An 18,449-nucleotide genomic window follows, 5' to 3' on the forward strand; every position below is an offset into this window, starting at 1 on the left:
TCAGGTGCCTCCGCTGGTGGGGGACGGTTCGGTGGACCGCAGGTGACCGGCCTCGACGATTCTCAGCTCGAACGCCTTGGCCTGGATCGGGTTCGTACCACGGTCGTACGGGTTCGGCACGACTCCCGGTCCCTTGGGGACGGCCTGCCCCTTGGCGTCGAGCTTGAACGCCACGCTGTTCTGGTCGACCGCCGTGTGGACCCCGTCGGCGAGGACCTCGATGCTGTAGCTCGGCTCCGAGGTGAACTGGTCGCCTTGTGGCTTCACCCGGACGAGCGTGCCATCGCTGTACTGGTAGGCCTGCTGCGGCTTGCCGTTGGGGAGCGTCGTGTCGGGCAGGCGCGTCGCGCGGCCCGCCGAGACATCCGCCATCATCCGCGCCTCGATCTGCGCGACCGGGAGTCCGCTCAGCTGCGGTGAGAGCTGCTTCGCGGCCATGCCGCGGCTCCCGCTCGTGAAGGCGTTCAGCGCGCGCTGGTCCTCGGGGCGGAGGTTCCACGTGCTCGGATCGGCCAGGGCCTTGTCGGCACGGGTTCGGGCCGCCCTGGTCGCGACGTCGTTCGCGACTACGGTCGCGGCCTCCTTCGCCTTCTGGCGAGCGGCATTCCCCGCGGCCTTCGGCGCGTCCCCAGCCCGGCGCGCTTCCTCGTAGGCCTGGCTATAGGCCTTGCTCCAGGCGTCTTCGATTTCCTTGAGGGGCGCTGCATTGCCCTCGAAGTCCATCTTGCCGGAGATCTTGACCATCGCGTTGGCCCGCTCGGCGGGCAGACGCTGGGCCAGCTCGGTCTTGATACCCTCGAGCTTCTTGCTGAGATCCTCGGCGGCGACGAAGCCGCGGGCCGGGTCGAGCGAGTTGACCTGCTGCTCGTGCGTCGCCAGCTGCTTGCGCAGGCTCTCCAGCTCGCGCTCCATGTCCGCGCGCTGCGCCGCCGTCGGCACCCGGGTGCTGTTGTCCAGACTGTGCAGACGGGTGTCGATCTTCCGCTGCACGCCCTCCAGCTCGCTGATGAGGGACTTGAGCTTCTTCACCTCCAGCTGTGACTCGAAGCCCTGCGTGCCATAGCCCGGCTGGCGGGTGAGGGCCTGCATGGCGCGGTCCCGGAGCTGGCGGACCTGTCCCAGCGGTCCCTCGTACTTCTGCAGCGTCCGGGCCGTTTCCATGTGTGCTTGAATCTGCGCGGACGTGGCCCTGGGGCCGGCTTCAATCTGGACGCGCCCACCATCGCCGTAGCGCACGCGGACGGTGCTCCCCTCCAGCGTGGGATTGCGCACCACGGGGACTTCCCTCGGCTGCGCCAGCCGCGACGCGCCCTGCATGACGCCGTCCATGGCCGCACCGCCACCCGCGCCGAACACCGAGCCCACGGTGCCGTCCACCACCGCGCGCTGGCCCACCTGCGACAGGCCCGACATCACGCCGTTGCGCCACGTCTCGCTCTGCATGGCCTGATCCAGCGCGCCGGAGGTAGCGCCGCCGACGCCACCTTCCCAAGCGCCCTGGATGGCCGTGCCGCGCAGCCGCTGGGCCACTGTCTGCTTGACGGCCTGCTCGGTGACCTCGCTGGCGGCGACGGCGGTGCCCGTACCACCCAGTCCCTTGGGCAGAGGGATGACGGCGGTGCCACCCTCCACCGCGCCCAACGCGCCCTGGTGCAGCAGGCCGTCGGTGCCCAGCGCGTCGCCCTTGAAGTAGGCCTGCGTCGCCATGCGGGTGCCCGCGCCCAGCGCCGCGTAGGCACCCACGGCCAGCGGCGTCGCCGCGCCACCCGTGGCCACCACCGCCGCCGTCGTCACCACCGCCACCGCGGCCGTGGCCGCCATGTCCGCGGTGCTGTCCTTCGTCTCCTGCACGTCCTTGACGTCGTCGGTGGAGTAGCCCAGCCGGCGGTTGGCCGCGTCCGTGTTGCCGGAAGAGATGGCCGCCTCCGCCGCGTTCAGGTTGCGATCCAACCTCGCCGCGTCCGACTCGCCCTTCGTCCAGGTCTGGAGGGTGTTGATGACGCCCAGGCCGCCGCTCTGCTCGAACTGCTGCTGCTCGCGCAGCCGCTGCAATTGCTGCTGCGCCGCGTCCGGGGCGTTCGGGTCGATGGCCCCCTGGTCATACATCTGCTCGAGGACCTCGAACTCGTCGCGGCCACCCAGCTCCGAGTCGAGGTCCGCGCGCAGGTCCTTCTTGTAGAGCTCGCGATAGGCCGTGGTGATGTCGTTGATCTGCGCCTTGGACTTGTTGCCCAGCACCTCGCGCAGGGCGGCCTCATCGGTGCCCAGGCCGTCCATGGCGCGGTGCAGCCGCTCGGCGTCCGCGCGGGCCTGGCCCATCCGATCATTGGCGGCCGGTGGGTTGAGGTAGCGCAGGCCCACGGCGGCATCGTCGCCACCCCAGCCGCGCACCTCGGACTCCAGCGAGCGGTTCGTCTGCCGTTGGAACTCCGCCTTCAGGGCGGGCATGTCCTCGGGCTTCGTGTTCTCGAGGACGTCGAGGATGGCGTCCTTGTCCGCGCCGAACCAGCCCTGCGTGGCGCTGTTGATCTGAGCGGCGCTGGCGGCGGCGGAGTTGCCCTCCAGCAGACCGCGGGCGCGCGTGTAGTCCTCCTTCGACAGCTTCTGCTGCATCTCCGCCTGGAGGGCGGTGTCCGCCAGGAGGATCTCCTTCTGCTCGGGCGGCAGGTCCTCGAGGGTGTCGAACACCCTCTGGCTGTCGGGGCCGAAGAAGCCCTGGAGCGAGTCATGCACCTTGCTGCGCGCGGCGCTGGCCTCGAGCTGCGCCACCTGCGCGGGCGCGGTGGCCTGGGTGGTGGCCAGCAGGCTGTCGAGCTGGGCCTCCTGCGCGCCGTCCAGGTCGGAGGCGAGCGCCTTCTTCATGAACTCCTCGGGCGTGGCGGCCTGGATGTCGCGGTGATCCTCCGCGTACATCTGCTGGAAGGAGCGGGCGATGGACTGACGCTCGGAGGGGGTGGCCTGCTGGAGCGTCCTGATGATGGCGTCCTTGTCGCCGAACCAACCCGTCTGCTGCTGGATGGCGGCCGCGCCCGCGTTGCCCTTGTTGCCGGCCAGCATGCCGTTGACGCGGGTGAGGTCGTCGCCGCCGAGCTCCTCGCGCAGGACCTTGTCCATGTCGAGGTTGTAGTGCTCCTTGAAGGACTGGCGGATGAGCGCGATGTCGGCCGGGTTGCGCCCTTCCAGCGTCTTGAAGATCTTGTCCTCTTCGGTGCCCCAGCCGGTGAGGCCCCCCTTCGTGGCACGGTAGATTTCCGTGGCGTCCCTGGCGGCCTGCTCACGGGTGTAGCCGGGGGTGGTGGCCGGCGCCGGCGGGCCCATGGGGCGCTGCGTCGTGGACGCGGGGACGAAGGAGCTGGTCGAGGACGTGCGGCTGTTCGCGCCCCGGGCCGACGCCATCGCGTCACGGGCCGACGTGGCCGCCTGCGCCGCCGACTGCTCCACGGCCCTCAGCTCGTTCTGGGGGAGGTTGTGCTTGCGGGCCTCGCCGAGCGCCGCCTGCGCCTTCTGCTGGGCCTCCTGCGCACTCCGCGCCGCGGCGTCCGCGCGCTGCTGGGCCTGGGCCGCCTGCAGTCCCTGGGCGCGAGCCGCCTCGGCCGCCGCGCGCCGGGCCTCCTCCGCCGCCCTACGGGCCGCTTCCGCCGCACGCCGGGCCTCTTCCGCCGCACGCTGTGCCGCCGCCGCCGCCGCCGAACTCTGTCCCGCCCCGCCTGCCCCTGCTGTCCGAGAAGCGCCGTCGTTGACTCGCATATGCCCCCAGCTCCGCGCACGGTTCGTTGTGGCGGACCTTTGAATACACGGACGCACTCCAGGTGCGGCCCATATGTCTCGCGGTGGAGATTATCGAAGAATTATCAGCCCGGTTGCTCCTCCAGGCGCAACCGCATGTCGGTGATGAGGCGCAGCCTCCGGGGTGGGTCCTCCTTCTGGGCGGACAGGTCGGCCTGGACGCGCATCTCCATGTCGCAGCGCGCCGGCCACAACCGGTCCAGCCGGAAGACCGTCTCGCCCTTGCTCTGGGAGCGCAGCAGCATCCGTTCCTCACCAGCGCTTCGGGTCTTGTACTCCGCGGGCACGGGTTGGTCGCGCGAGGTCTGCTGGATGAGGAAACGGGTGGTGACGCGGTCTCCGTGGATGGAGGCCAGCTCGAAGCTGGCGGTGCCGCTGGCCGCCACCGGGCCGGAGCCGTAGAGGGGCTGCTCCCAGCGGGCGCCGACGCCAAGGGGCTCGGTGGGGAGCGCGTTGCCGACGAACTGGAGCGCGCGGGTCAGGTCCATCAATTCCTTGCGGCGCGCGGGATCCAGGCTGGAGGGCAGGTGGAGGTCGAGCGTGTTGCCGCGCCGCCCCGCCGTGCCCTTGCCGGTGAGGCCGGGCATGAAGGCGAGGCTGGCGCGGAGCGCGTCCACACTCCGCTGGAGGGTGCCGGGCTCCACGAGCAGGTCCACCGCGTCGAGGGTGAAGTCGTAACGGACATCGCCCTCGGGGGTGATGGATTGGACGTGGATGATGAACGTCATCCGCGTGGAGGGCACCTGGGGCGCGGGCTCGGAGCGCCCACCCGTCTCGACAGTGACGGCGGAGGAGTGGGTGGCGATGACGACCTGCTTCGATCCGGGCTGGGGCCGGAGCACCATCTGCTGCCGCGGCTCGCGGCCCTGGGTGACGAGGCTCATTGCACCGGCAGGCTACCCCGGGGCCCGCCCGGGAGGGAGCCCATCGCGGCTCTCCAGCGGACTCTCGCTTGATTTCACCTGGCCCCCTCGACAAGAGACGGACGCATCCAAGGTGTCCGCCACGAAGCGTCTTCCGATGAACAAGACGAGGAGATCCAGATGAACACCCAGAAGCAGGAACAGGGGCTCGCACTTCGCTCGCGGGTGAGCTCCCAGGGAGAATTGGAGTTGTCGCTGGCGCGGGTCGCGATCCCGGACCCCGCTCCCGACGAAGTCGTCATCCGCGTCGAAGCCTCGCCGATCAACCCCTCGGACCTGGGCCTGCTGCTGGGCCCGGCCGACATGTCCACGGCCCGGGCCGGAGGAACGGCGGAAAGCCCCGTTGTCACGGCGACCATTCCGCAGCCGCTGCTGAAGGCCCTGGCGCCGCGTCTGGACAAGTCCCTGCCCGTGGGCAACGAGGGCGCCGGCGTGGTGATCAAGGCGGGAGCCAATGCCCGGGAACTGCTCGGCAGGACCGTGGCCGCGCTGGCCGGTGGCATGTACTCCCAGTACCGGGTGCTCAAGGCGTCCCATTGCCTGGTCCTGCCGGAAGACGCGACCCCGGCCGAGGGTGCCTCCAGCTTCGTCAACCCGCTGACGGCGCTGGGGATGGTCGAGACCATGCGTCGAGAGGGCCACAAGGCGCTGGTGCACACGGCCGCCGCCTCCAACCTCGGGCAGATGCTGAACAAGATCTGCCTCGCGGACGGCATCGGGTTGGTGAACATCGTCCGGAACCCGGAACAGGTGGCGCTCCTGCGCGACCTCGGTGCGGTCCATGTGTATGACAGCACCTCGTCCACGTTCACCGAGGATCTGACCAGGGCCCTGGTGGAGACCGGCGCCACGCTCGCGTTCGACGCCACCGGTGGCGGGCAGCTCGCCGGGCAGATCCTGGCCTGCATGGAGGCCGCAGCCAACCGCACCGCCACCACCTACAGTCCTTACGGGTCAACGATCCACAAGCAGGTCTATATCTACGGCAAGCTCGATCCACGCCCGATAGAGCTCGGGGGCAACTTCGGCATGGCCTGGGGCGTGGGCGGCTGGCTGCTGACACCGTTCCTGGAGAAGATCGGACCTCAGGCCGCACAAAAGCTGCGTGACCGGGTGGCAGCCGAGCTGAAAACCACCTTCGCCAGTCATTACGCCGCGGAGCTCTCGCTGGCCGAGGCGCTGCGGCTCGACATGATCGCCGTCTACAGCAAGCGCGCCACCGGCAAGAAGTACCTGATCAATCCCAACAAGGGCCTGCGCTAGGCCGCTGGACCTCGCCCTCCTCGCGGCGGAAGAGCAGCCATGCGCGGCCCCCTTCAAGCCGCGCGCGGTTCGCCCAGCGCCAGCCAGCGCGCGAAGGCTTCACGTTCACGCTCGGCGTCCACGCCTTCACGTGGGTTCACCAGGTCCGCCAGCTCGTGGAGGTGGACGGGCCTGAGGACCACCGTGGCCCGGCGGCCGCCCTGGACGACATCGTTGATCTCGACGACCTGCTCCCGGGCCTTCGAGGCCATGGTCGGATAGAGGATGGCCGCGCTCCCCGTGGAGCCCTGACTCAGCGCGTAGATGGCGAGCTGGTAGAGCATGTTCCGTGGGAGCTGCGTCTCCCACAGGTCTCGGTATTTCGCATCGAGCAGTGCGAGCACACGCTGCCCCCGCAGGATGGCGAAGTCGGGCCTCGGAGCGGGCGGCTGACGCCTCCGGGGATTGTGGGTCGCGGCATAGGCCATCATCCCATCGAGGCGGAACTCATCGCGCACGGTGAGGTCTCGCAGGTTCTCCCTCAAGAACCGCGACAGGAGCGCTTGGAAGAAGCGGTTCATGTCGAAGAGGAACCCCGGGATCTCCACCTCGCGCGAAGACGCCTCCTGGGTCGTCCCCTGCGCGTCGAGCAGCACCCCGATGATGGACAGCGCCGGCCGGTAGGCAGCCGTCATCCGGTCGGTCTCGCGGATGATCCGCTCCAGGAGCGACGGATACAGCGTCACGCGCTGAACACCCTGAAGCAGCGCATCGAGCAGGTGGAGCCGGGTCCGGAGCCCCACGTCGTCCGTGAGCCGCAGGGCCAGGAAGAGCCCCGCACGCAGCACCTGGTTGAGCGGGTGGTCCTCCAGCCGGGGATGGTGCGAGCAGCGCAGCGCCGCCCGGCCCGAGCCGGCGTGCCGCATCCACCAGCCCAGGTCGATCCTTCCCCGGGGACTCGCGAGCTCCTCCTCCCGGCGCACATACCCACGATGCAGGCCCCGGCGGATGAGCTCCTGGGTCTCCGCCTCGAGCTGATGGATGAGGAGATCCTGGAACGCCCAGGTGGAGGTCCCCTGCTCCAGTCCCGAGAAGAGCTTGAGGTTCCGCAATCCGTAGGCGTAGCGCAGCAGCGAGAGGAGCTGCGCCCCCTGCAACTTGGGGCGGATGATGACGGGCAGGCTCCCGAGCCGGAGGGTTCCCACATAGGACGTCGCCTCGAGGCGCAGGCCCGTCTTGAAATCCCACACCCGGAGCATGCGGCACCGGTCGAGGTACTCCGCCAGCTCGCGCACCTCGGGCTCGTCGTCCAGATGGATGGGAGCCCCGCGCGGACCGCCCTCCGGAGGCCAGCTCCGCCATTCCGAGAGCTCGGCGGGGCTCATGGCTCGTCAGGCTCCGTGCCGACGCCATCCTCGTCCTCCATGAGGTCCCGGGCGCTCGCCTCCGAGGCGATCACCGGCGCCGACGAGCCGATCTCCGGGCTCGGAGCGAGGAGCGCCTGGATCAGCTCCGGCTGCCGGGCTGGATCGAACAACTCGTGACGCACCCGCTGCTCCTTGCGGCTCACCAGGCCGTTGCCAAGAATCTTCTCCAGGGCGGCCCAGTCCTCGTAGCAGTACTCCTCCAGCAGCGGAATGAGATCCTCCTGCACCACGCGCGAGAACGGGTGGAAGTCCGTGAGGGGCTCTCCGCGCTCCATGAGGTAGGCATGGCCGACCTGCAGGTTGCGCCCGTCACGCCCGACGTGCTCGCAGATGCGCGCGTTGAGCGCCTTCAGCCACGGGCCGAGCGGGATACCCTCCACCATGGCATTCCCGAGTCGCGTGAAGTCCGGCATCAACTCCAGGAAGCCGAACCGGCGCCGCAACGCCGTGTCGAGCAGCGCGATGGAGCGATCCGCCGTGTTCATCGTGCCCACGAGGTAGACGTTCTCCGGCACCTGGAACGGAGCACCGCTCATCGGCAGGAGGATGGGCTTGCCCCGCTTGCTCTTCTCCATCACCGTGAGCAGCTCGCCCATGATGCGCGGGATGTCGCCCCGGTTGATCTCATCGATGATGAGGTAGAAGCGCAGGTGGGGCCGGCGCTGTGCATCCAGGCACAGACGTTTGAAGATGCCGTCGCGCAGCACGAAGCGCATCGGCCCACCCGAGCCATCATCCCGAGGCCGGTAGCCCTCGAGGAACTCCTCGTAGCCATACGAGGGGTGGAAGCAGCACATGCGGACCAGCGGGCCCTCCGCCTCCGTCCCCTTCGTGATGGCGTCCTGCTGCTCGGCGTTGAGGGCCACGAAGGGCGCCCCGAAGGCCGCGTGCGCGGACAGGTCCCGCACCGTCTGCTCGGCGAGATAGGTCTTCCCCGTGCCCGGTGGTCCATAGAGGATGACCTGCCCCTTGCGCTCCAGCACGGCCTGGATACGACCGTGTATACCGGGGAGGCTGGGGGTCGGGTACCCGCCCTGCGCGCTCCTGGGCACGGGCCTGGGCGTGGGGGTGGAGGCTGGCGCCGAGGAGCTCAACAGGTGCTTCTCGATGGCGACGATGCTCTCGGAGGAGTCCACCTCGCGAAGCAGGGTCTGCGAGTCGGCGCCAATGCCCTCGGGGAGCTGAAACCCGTCCAGGGACAACCACTTGACGCGATGGCGGTGGGCGAAGTCCGACGAGGGCTCATAGGAGTAGCGCCCCTCGACGCGTCCCACGCCCAGGACCCGCTCTCCCCTCGTGGCGAGAACGAAGTCCCCCTCGAGCACCTTCACCACGAAGGAGAAGAGCTGCTTGGACACCGTCCCCTGCCGCGGAGCCAGTCCTCCGTGGCTCCCCAGGAGGGCCCCCAGTCGCTTCAAGCCATCCCGATCGGGGGTCATCTCCGAGAGATCTCCCAGCGCCCGCCCTTCCACCGCGACGCAGTTCCCCTCCCGCATCATGGGCCAGTGCGCGGTGGGCCCGCTCCCGCCCAACGTGCCGAGGCACCAATACCGGTGCGGGCTGCCATTGCGCGACTTGAGCAAACGGGTCGCGGTGTTCATGGGAACGTCGAGCTCCTTCGCGAGGGCGACGAAACGGCCCGCGCACACGTACCGCCCCTCGCCTCCAGGCGGAATCTGGAGGAGCTTCATCAGGTGGAACCGCTGGTAGTCGGCGTTGTGGTAGTCGTCGAGCTTGTCGGGAAACAGCAGGCTCCAGTACTTGTGACTCCAGGACAGGTCGCCGAGCTCGGGTGCCGCGGCCTCGAGCTGCTCCTGGAGCCGGAGATAGTCCGAGTCGCTCCCGTCGGACGGAAACCGCTCGAGCAGCCTGGCGCCGAGGAGGAGTTGATCGCGGTGCCGCTGCGCGATCCGGATCGCCTCGGACTGGGAGAGCTCTCGCTGGTTGTGGGGGCTGCCCGTCATCCAGGCGCCCGTCTCCTTTCGCCGGTAGATGCCGAACTTGAGCGCGCTCCCCCCGGCGATGCTCCCGAAGATGGCCGGAAACTCCTCGTCGTCCTTGAACTCGAGCCAGTACACCAGCCCGTCGCGCCGACCGTGGTCGTGCATCAGCGACAGCAGCTCATCCCCGTCCAGGTTGCGCAGCCGCTCCGGACCGAAGCGCTCCCGGAAGAGCGCGTAGAACCCCTCGAGCTGTGCCCGCGAATGGAGCTTTCCCTCGTCATCGAGCTTGCGCTCGGTCTCCTTGAGCGCGTGGATGAGCCTTTCATCGAGCACGCAGGGTCTCCTCTGGGTATTGACCTGCTCTCGACGCTCGATACCACGGGCTCACTCCCCGAGGGATGTGCTCATCGTCATCCTGTTTCCGACCCCGTGAGGTGTGCGCCTTGCCGTGCACGACACGCCTCGGTGAACGGAAGCTCCAGTGTGGCCACGGCGCCCTTGCCGGGACCCTCGCTCTCCAGCATGAGGCTTCCGCTCAAGAGCTGCGCCGCCAACGCGCTCGAGTGCAGCCCGAAGCCGTGGCCGTCCTTGCGCGTGGTGAAGCCGTGCGCGAACAACTTCCCCTTCATCTCCGGTGCGAATCCCACCCCATCATCCACCACCTGGATGCGCGCCATTCCCCCTTCCGCCGCCAGCCTCACCCACATGTTGCGCTTCCCCTCGGGTACTCCGTCCAGCGCGTGCTTCGCGTTGCTGATCAGATTGATGAGGATCTGCAGCACCTTGTGCTTGTCCACGTGCACCCTGGGCACCGGCGATAGCGTGCGATGGACGGTGACTCCGTGGCGCTGCAGCGCCGGCAGCTGGATTCTCAGCGCGTCGTCGATGAGCCGGGCCAGGTCGCACTCCTCCGTCATCAGCGAGGTCCTGGCGTAGGTCTGCTGCACCTGGACGATGGCGCGGATGTGCTCGACGTGCTGGCCCATCGCATCCATGTCTTCCATCAATCGCATCTGCTCACGCATCATCTCGTCAGCCACCGCCGACAGGTAGTCCGGCAGGCGGCTGCCACGCGGATCCTTCGTCAGGAAGTCCGCCAATCCCTCTCTGTTCTCCAGCAGCAGGGCCGAGGCCTGCTTCAACCGGCCCACGCGCGAGCTGCCCACGGCCTTGCGCATCATCTCGAGGTTGATGACGGCACTGGTGAGCACATTGCCCACGTTGTGCAGCACGTTGGAGGCGATCTCGGCCATTCCCACCTCGCGGGCGGTGTCCACGAGCCGGGCCTGGGCCTGCTGGAGCTCACGCGTGCGCTCCTCCACCCGTTGCTCCAAGGCGTCATTGGCCTGACGCAGCTCCATCCTGGCGCGCTGCACGTCCGCATACAGCCGCGCGTTCTCGATGGAGATGGCCGCCTGCGAGGCGATGTGCCCCAGGAGTGCCAGGCGCGCCGGGCTGAAGGCGTTGGTGGCCAGGTTGTTCTCCAGGTAGAGCGCTCCGGAGAATTGCTCCTGTCTGAGCAGCGGCAGGCACAGCACCGAGCGCGAGCCGCCGCGCTTCAGGTACTCATCGGACGAGAAGGGATGGGGCTTGGAGGCATCGCCAATGAGCACGTGCTCCCGTGTGCGCCGGACGTAGGCGAGGAGCGTCCATGGAAGCTCACCGTCCGGCGAGGCATCGGAGATGGCCGCCACGGAGAGTGTTTCCCCGTCCGGCAGCAGCAGAGCTCCTCTCTGGGCTCCCGCGTTCTCGATCGCGGCCCCCAGCAGCGTCGTCACCAGCTTCTCCAAGACGATCTCGCTGGAGACGGCCTGCTGGGCCTTGACGATGGTGAGCGCGTCGATCCGGGTCGAGTTCGTACTGCTGGTGGTCTGCGCATCCTTGGGGGATTCCGAGAATGCGAGGTGCGGCCACTGGGACTCCAGGTGCTGGACCTTGCCCAGGGCGCCCCACTGCTTGTAGGCCGCATGGGCCTCGCGTGCGAAGGCATGGGCGACGATGGGGGCCTGCCGCGTGTGCCAGTAGTTCGCCGCGAGCTCACAGGCCAGTCCCATGTAATGGGTGGCACCGTTCTCGCGAGCCGAGCGGATGGCCTCCTCGTAGGCGCGCGTCGCCTCATCTGGCCGTCCCTCGAGGCGGGCCAGCTCCGCGGAGACCAGCCGCTCGTGCGCGTGGAAGTTCTCGGGGCAGTTCTCCGCCCACTCCGCGAGCTGCTGTTGGTGACGCCGGATGTCCTCGAGGAGCCGCTGCTGCTCCCGCGGCGTTGCCTTCTCGAAGCACGCGGCCAGGGTCAAGGCGCGATAGAGCCCGTATTCCCTGAGAAAGATCCCGCCTATCATGGACCAGACCAGCTCGGCCGCCGTGTCCGCTGCTTCCCGGGCCTCCTCATGGGCGCCGCACATGAAGCACGACTGGAGCTTGATGATCCAATAGATGCACCGCATGAGGGCCATGCGATCAGGCGTCAGCCTGGCCTCGAATGCCCGCGTATCGAAGCCGTCCCTGCTCAGCGTGCTGAATGCGAGCGAGTGCCCGCGCATCTGCTGCACGTAGGCCTGGCAGCAGAGGAGCATGTCCATCGGATCCAGGATTCCGGTCCTGCTCAAGAACTCGCCGTGCGCGACCGACTCCAGGTAGACCTCCTCCAGGTTGTTCCCCATGGCGAGGCGGTTCTGGATGAGCGTGCTGCAGAGGAAACCCGCGTTCAGCAAATCCCCTTCCTGGAGCGCGTGTTGGAAGCATCTGAGGGTGATTTCATGCACGGCGGGGAGAGGCCGGGCCCAGTAACAGCTGACCAGCAGCCCATAGACCACCCTCGACCGACGGTCGGACAGGTTGTACCGATCGACGAACTCACAGGCGAGCATGCCCAGGGCCTCGCCTTCCCGGTACCGCTTGAAGAAAGCGCCGGTCGTCACCCCGAACCAACAAATTCCTACCAGCGCTGCCTCCGTGATGCCGTGGCGGAGGGTGAGGGAAACCACCCTGCTGAGATTGATGATGAGCAGGTGGTTGTCGCTGAAGTAGGCCGGACCGAAGAGCATGGCAAGGACGCTCATCACCAGCTTCATGTCCGGATCGGTCATGGGTGGCAGGTCGATGAGGCTCTCGATGGAACGATTTCCCAGCAGCGCCCACACCTCCTCATGGGCGGCCATCGCCTCCTCCCAGGTGGGGTGCCGCGAGAGCGGCATGCCTAACACGTTGAGGCATTTCAGCAGGCAGGTGAGGGCCCCCTGGATGTCGCCCGTGACGAGACCGATGTCACTCCTCAGGCAGTAGGCGGCCACGGTGTCCGCGCGGGTCCGCGCCCGGGAGATGAGCTCTTCTATCAGTTGGTGCGCATCGGCGATGTTCCTGCTCAAGTGCGCGCACTTCGCTCGCGCGAACAGCACCTTGAAGGTCAGCTCGTAGTCCGTTTCCCAGGGGTCTCCAGGAATGAGCGCGAAGGCCGTCGTGAAGTAGGTGATGGCGGGGCCGAGCGCCACCGCGCTCTCCGCTTTCCGCCCTGCCTCGGCGTTCAATCGCGCGAGGTGGTGGCGCTCCGAGGGCTCCTCGAGCAGGTCCGCACCCACGTTGAGCTGGCTCACCACGTCGAAGAGCGACTCGCGCACTTCCTCCTGCGACAGGCTCTTCAGCAGCAACCGGCCGATGCGCAGGTGGACGGCCTTGCGCTCGGCCTCGGAGAGGAGGGAATGGGCCGCCTGTTGGATGCGGTCGTGAAGGAAGCGGTACTGCTCCGGACCTGTGCGCACCAACATGCCTTCCAGGAGCGCGGGCTCGAGCTCCTGCTCCACCACCTCCACCTCGGTCTGGGAGAGGGTACCCAACAGCTGGAGGGAGAAGGCATTGCCCGCGCACGCCGCCAGCCGCAGCTGGTGCTGTGTGCCAGGAGGGAGCTGGAGCAGCCTCCCCACCATGAAGTCGACGATGTTCTCCGAGTACCCCCGGGCCTGCACGCCTTCGACATCCCACCGCCAGCCTCCGCCGGGCATGCGCACCAGCAGGCCATCCTGGTGGAGTGTCACCAGGAACTGCAGCAGGAAGAAGGGATTGCCACCCGTCTTTTCGTGCACCAGCGCCGCGAGGGGAACGACCACCTCCCTGTCCGCGACCGGCAGCGTATCGTCCACCAACTGCTCCAACTGCGCCACGCTCAGTGGCTCCAGGCGGAGCTCCGTCATCCGCGCGCCTGCCTTGCGCACCTCCTCCAGCACCGATATCAACGGGTGCGAGGGGCTCACCTCGTTATCCCGGTAGGCACCCATCCACAGCACCGGTGGGCTCTCCGGCTGTAGGAGTAATTGTTCGAGCAACCGCAGGCTGGCCAGGTCCGCCCACTGCAGATCATCCAGGAACACCACCAGCGGATGCTCCTTCGTGGCGAACACGGACGTGAACTGGCGGACCACCCGGTAGAAACGGTTCTGCGCCTCGCTGGGGGGCACCTCCTGGAGCGCGGGCTGCGGGCCCACCAGCACTTCCAACTGGGGCACCAGGTCCACGAGCAGCTGGCCCTGCCCCTCCCAGGCCTGGTTCACCCGCTCACGCCACCGCGCGAGCTCCTCGTCACTCCCCGCGAGCAGTTGCTGCACCAGTCCGCGGAGGGCCTGCGCCAGTGCCGTGTACGGAATGTCCCGCTGGAACTGGTCGAACTTGCCGCTCAGGAAGAAGCCGCGCCGTTGCACCACGGGCTTGTGCAACTCGTGCACCACCGAGGACTTGCCAATCCCCGAGTATCCGCTGACCAGGAACAGCTCCGGCCTGCCCGTGCGCGCCACGCGCTCGAAGCCCTCGAGCAGGGCGGACACCTGCGCTTCACGCCCGTAGAGTCGTTGCGGCAGTTGGAATCGGTTGGGCGTGTCCTGCGTGCCCAGCGAGAACACCTCCTGTTCGTTCCGGCTCAGCGCCTGGCGGCAGCGCTCCAGGTCCGCCAGGAGTCCCTCGGCGCTCTGGTAGCGATCCTCGGCCACCTTCGCCAGCAGCTTGAGCACGAGGGCGGAGAGGGCCAGCGGCACCCGAGGGTTCAGCTCGTGCGGTGGCCGTGGCGTCCGCGTCATGTGCGCGTGGAACCACGCGAGCGCATCGTTCGCCTGGAAGGGGCGCTGCCCGGTCAACAGCTCGTAGAACGTCACGCCCAACGAGTAGAAGTCCGTACGGTAGTCCACCGTGCGGTTCATGCGCCCCGTCTGCTCCGGAGACATGTAGGCCAGCGTCCCCTCGATCAAGTTCGTCGGGGCCGCATCCAGGTGCTCCACCTGCTGCAACGTGGCCACGCCGAAGTCGATGAGCCGCGGCTCACCCGAGGGCTCCACGATGATGTTGGAGGGTTTGATGTCCTTGTGGATGACGTTGCGGCAGTGGACCTCGCCCAGGGTGGAGACCAGCGAGAAGGCCAGACCCAGGAACCGGGAGACCTCCATCGGCTGGCCCGTGGCCTCGGACAAGGTCTCGCCTTGCACCCGCTCCAGCAGCAGCAGGGGCCTGTCGCGAAGCCGCTCACAGGCGTAGGGCGTGGCCACCCCGCGCACGTTTCGCAGTCGTTGCAGGATGGCGAACTCCCGCCGGTACCTCTCGCTCTCGCTGGGGCCGGGCGAGGGAGTCATCGGCGTCTTGATGATGACGGGGAGGCCATCGGCCTCGCGCACGGCCTGGAACAGCGCGTTCGAGCCCGTCGCTCGGATGGTTCCAACAACCCTGTAGCCCGGGATGTTCAACATGAGGAGTGTCCTTGTCGAGGAGTGTCCTTGTCGGCGAGAAGCGGTCTCCACGACATCGCCGCGCCAGATCGCGGGAGCGTATCCGTTCGGGGGTGGGCGCGCTTCGATCGGGAAAGGACACCCGTGACGTGCCCCCGGAGCGCTGCCGAGGAAACATGCCATCGGAGTGCCGCCTGGAGATGCTGGCTGTCCTGCCAGGTTCTCAGCGAGTAAAGGGACCGCCAGGACACGCAAACCCATCCCGGGTCATGCCACGCGTGTAGATGGCACGGGGCACCCCTCTCCCGTGGGAATGACTCAGGGTATGGATTCCCCGTGCTGGCGCAACCACCCGGTGATTTCCTCCAGGGGGTGACGTTCGGCCGGAGCTCGTGCGGCGAAGAGCTCCCGGGCCTGCCGGGCCAGGAGGATGGCGCGACGGGTATCACCCCCGCTCTCGGTGAGCGCCCGGGCGAGCGCGAAACGCGCGTGGGCCGCCTCGACCCGGCCCGGGTTGCCCTTCGTGCGCTCCCAGAGGGCCACTGCCCGCTCCAGCGGACCGAGCGCCGCACGGGGCTCCTTCATCGCCAGCAGTGCGCGTCCCTGTCCCGTCAAGGCACGGCCGACGTCCGGGTGCTCAGGACCCAAGGCCCGCTCGAGGTCCCCGAGCGCGCTCCGGTAGACCTCGAGCGCCTCGGAAGGGCGGCCGAGCGCCACCAGCGTCGCGGCCAGCTCCTGGTTGAGCATCCCCCACTGCGGATCATGCTCGGGCAGGCTCCGCTGCCGGATGCGGAGCGAGCGGCGCAGCACCTCCAGCGCTTCGCCGGGCCGTCCCGCCTCGCGCAGGGCGCCCCCGAACATCTGCAGGCAGGTGGCCACGTCCGGGTGCTCGGGACCCACCAGCTTCTCCCAGAGGGCCAGCGAGCGCCGGTGAGCCTTCAAGGCCTCCTCGTGGCGGCCCAGGTTGCCTTTCTGGATTCCCACATACGTCAGCGCAACGGCCACGGTGTGACTCTCCGCGCCGTACACGCTCTCGAAAATCTCCAGCGCACGCTGGTGGAACGCGAGGGCTTCCTCGCTCCGGCCCAGCTCGGCCTCGGCGGACCCGAGGGACTGAAGCGCGTACGCCACGTCGGGATGATGGGGGCCCAGCGCCGCTTCCAGGTTGGCGAGCGCGCTCCGGGACAGCGCCACGGCCTCTTCGTAGCGGCCGAGCTGACCGAGAATCCCGGCCATGTCGGTGAGGGAGGTGCCGATGTCCGGGTGATGGGACGGGAGGAATCGCCGGCGGAGCTCAAGCGCCTTCTGGTAGCGCTCGAGCGTCTCCTCGAAACGTCCATCCACGAAGGCGAGCTCCCCTTCGTAGGTGAGCCGGCGAGCGGTGAGCTCCGGATCTCCGCCGAAGCGCTCACCGGCCGCCTCCGCGTGGCGCAGCAGCAGGCGGGCACGGGCGGTGTCGCGCTCGGCGCCCTTGCCCACGATGAAGGCCAGCAACGTCCAGGCCCGGGCCGCCTCCCGGTCGTGTCCTCCGGCCAGCGCCGCCAGCACGGCCTGGGTGAGCGTCTCCTCGGCGCGCGGGAAGTCGCCCAGGTTGCCCTGGCCCACCCCGAGCAGGAACAACGCCTCCGCCAGCACGGGCCGATACTCGAGCGAGCGGGCCCGAGCGACGGCCGCCTCGGCCCGAGGCGTCCCCGCGTGGAACCTGCCCACGTCCAGCAGGGCCTTCACCTCGGCGAGCTCGCCCCGGAGCGACTCCACCGCCGCCGCCCGTTCCGGCTCCCGAGGAGGCCTCACCCAGGACGTGAGGGTGCGGGCATCGGTGCAGCTGTCCAGGCGTCCCAGCGACAGGGCACTGCGCACCGCGTTCACGACGGTCTCCTCATCGGCCCCGGCCAGCACGGTGGTGAGCGCCCCGAGCTCGGACAGGCGCTCGCGGAGGCAGACCCGCTGGGCTCCGAGGAACTCGCCCCACTCCGTCCGATCCCGGGCTGGGGCCTCGCAGGTCTGCCGCTGGAGCGCGAGCCAGGTATCGCTGTAGCCATCGAGCGTCTGTTCCACACGGCTCCACGCGCTCTGGGCGAAGATCTTTCCCACCGCGAGGAAACGTTCGCGGATGCGCGCTTTGCGCTCGGCGTCCCAGATGCCCTGGAGCCGCGCCTCCAGGCCCTGGCATTGCGCCGCCGCACGGGTGCGGACCCAGGCCCCTCCGGCGATCACGGCCACCAGCGCGAGCGAGCCCAGGGCGAGGGCCATCCGGCGCCCGCGCCGCTTGCGGCCCTGCTCGACCGCCGTCAACAGGGCCTCCATGGAGGGGAAGCGCTGCTCGGGAGAGAAGCTCAGTCCGCGAAGGAGCACCTGCCGCAGCCAGGACGGAACGGCCGTCCCCCGGGGAGGAGGCCGGATCCGCCCGTGCGACATCTCCTCCAGCAACGCCGGGGAGTCACTCCCGGAGAAGGGACGCTCTCCGTGGAGGGCCTCGTAGAAGGCGACGCAGAAACTGAATTGATCGGAAGGCGCGCCCACCTCGCGCCCCTGGTGCTGTTCCGGGGACATATAGGCGGGAGTCCCGAGGAGCGCTCCCGTACGGGTGAGCGGCCCCGACACGGGGGGATGGAGTGCTCCAGCGGGCCCTGACGGCACGTCCGGGAAGGTGCCGCGCGCCAGACCGAAGTCCGCCACGCGGACACGCCCGTCCCGTCCCAGCAGCACGTTGTCGGGCTTGAAGTCCCGGTGCACCAGGCCTGCCCGGTGGGCGGCCGCGAGCCCCTGCCCCGCCTGGAGGTACTTCCCGGTGAGCTCCTCCCAGCGGCGCGGCGCCTCGCGCTGCCAGCGCGACAGGGTGCCACCGTCGACGAACTCCATGGCCACGAAGACCTGATCGCCCACCGAGCCGACTTCATGGACGGTGATCACATGGGGGTGCGCGAGGCGCGCGGCGGCCTGGGCCTCCCGAAGCATCCGGGACGGACCGGAGCCGCCACGGGCCTGGCCGAGGAGCGCGGGATGGAGGAGCTTCAGCGCGACCTTGCGGTCCAACCGGGGATCATGGGCCGCGTAGACGATGCCCATCCCGCCCGTGCCCACCCGCTCGAGAAGCACGAAGCGGCCCACGCGTCCTCCGGGGAGCAGGGCGTCCTCCGAGGGCACACCGGCGGAGGGGAGGTCTGGCTCGGGAAGAGGCCCGGGCTCCTTCGCCTCGGATTTCCGGGCGAAGAGCGCCAGGAGGGAGGTACACCGGGGACAGAGGTCGAGATGATCCTCGAGCTCCCGGCACTCGCGCTCACCGAGCAGACCTTCCGTGAATTCGACCCAGCGGTTCTCGTCGGGGCAGGTGGACATGGGCAGTGTGGGAGGAGACGCCGTGGGGGGATTCGGCGCCTCGCCCCCTGATGCCGGGGATGGTATAGCCATCCGGCACGGCGCGCCTGG

General features: G+C 68.8%; 7 protein-coding genes. 1 reads left to right on the forward strand and 6 read right to left on the reverse strand.

The window, feature by feature from the left end:
• Window positions 1–3,747 carry an annexin gene (locus JQX13_RS51285; RefSeq protein WP_203406644.1) on the reverse strand — a complete coding sequence of 1,249 codons (3,747 nt, stop codon included), beginning with the start codon at window positions 3,745–3,747 and terminating at the stop codon, window positions 1–3.
• A gap of 104 nt (window positions 3,748–3,851) precedes the next feature.
• Complete coding sequence (locus JQX13_RS51290; protein WP_203406645.1) at window positions 3,852–4,670, reverse strand: hypothetical protein; 819 nt, start codon at window positions 4,668–4,670, stop codon at window positions 3,852–3,854.
• A 159-nt stretch (window positions 4,671–4,829) separates the two neighbouring features.
• On the opposite strand from JQX13_RS51290, the gene JQX13_RS51295 reads away from it, so the two are divergent.
• A complete protein-coding gene (locus JQX13_RS51295) occupies window positions 4,830–5,972 on the forward strand; it encodes a zinc-binding dehydrogenase (RefSeq protein WP_203406646.1) in 1,143 nt (380 codons plus the stop codon).
• A gap of 53 nt (window positions 5,973–6,025) precedes the next feature.
• Here the strand turns inward: JQX13_RS51295 and JQX13_RS51300 are convergent, their stop codons facing one another.
• The 4 genes from JQX13_RS51300 to JQX13_RS51315 all read right to left on the reverse strand — a co-directional run bounded on the left by JQX13_RS51300 (window position 6,026) and on the right by JQX13_RS51315 (window position 18,359).
• The gene (locus JQX13_RS51300; protein WP_203406647.1) at window positions 6,026–7,336 is read right to left on the reverse strand and encodes an McrC family protein; all 1,311 of its coding nucleotides are present in this window, start codon (window positions 7,334–7,336) and stop codon (window positions 6,026–6,028) included.
• A complete protein-coding gene (locus JQX13_RS51305) occupies window positions 7,333–9,654 on the reverse strand; it encodes an AAA family ATPase (RefSeq protein WP_203406648.1) in 2,322 nt (773 codons plus the stop codon). The genes JQX13_RS51300 and JQX13_RS51305 overlap by 4 nt, the downstream gene beginning before the upstream one ends.
• 77 nt (window positions 9,655–9,731) lie before the next feature.
• Window positions 9,732–15,041 (reverse strand): trifunctional serine/threonine-protein kinase/ATP-binding protein/sensor histidine kinase, encoded by a 5,310-nt coding sequence (locus JQX13_RS51310; protein WP_203406649.1) that lies wholly within the window; start codon window positions 15,039–15,041, stop codon window positions 9,732–9,734.
• A 297-nt stretch (window positions 15,042–15,338) separates the two neighbouring features.
• Window positions 15,339–18,359 carry a serine/threonine-protein kinase gene (locus JQX13_RS51315; protein WP_203406650.1) on the reverse strand — a complete coding sequence of 1,007 codons (3,021 nt, stop codon included), beginning with the start codon at window positions 18,357–18,359 and terminating at the stop codon, window positions 15,339–15,341.
• Window positions 18,360–18,449: the final 90 nt, after the last annotated feature.

This window comes from Archangium violaceum (assembly GCF_016859125.1).
Taxonomy (GTDB): Bacteria; Myxococcota; Myxococcia; order Myxococcales; family Myxococcaceae; genus Archangium; species Archangium violaceum_A.

What these genes read in the sequence shown, in the direction of transcription:
- JQX13_RS51285 (WP_203406644.1), bottom strand. Translation starts at nt 3,747, where the DNA reads ATGCGAGTCAACGACGGCGCTTCTCGGACAGCAGGGGCAGGCGGGGCG.
- JQX13_RS51300 (WP_203406647.1), bottom strand. Translation starts at nt 7,336, where the DNA reads ATGAGCCCCGCCGAGCTCTCGGAATGGCGGAGCTGGCCTCCGGAGGGC.
- JQX13_RS51315 (WP_203406650.1), bottom strand. Translation starts at nt 18,359, where the DNA reads ATGTCCACCTGCCCCGACGAGAACCGCTGGGTCGAATTCACGGAAGGT.
- JQX13_RS51310 (WP_203406649.1), bottom strand. Translation starts at nt 15,041, where the DNA reads ATGTTGAACATCCCGGGCTACAGGGTTGTTGGAACCATCCGAGCGACG.
- JQX13_RS51295 (WP_203406646.1), top strand. Translation starts at nt 4,830, where the DNA reads ATGAACACCCAGAAGCAGGAACAGGGGCTCGCACTTCGCTCGCGGGTG.
- JQX13_RS51290 (WP_203406645.1), bottom strand. Translation starts at nt 4,670, where the DNA reads ATGAGCCTCGTCACCCAGGGCCGCGAGCCGCGGCAGCAGATGGTGCTC.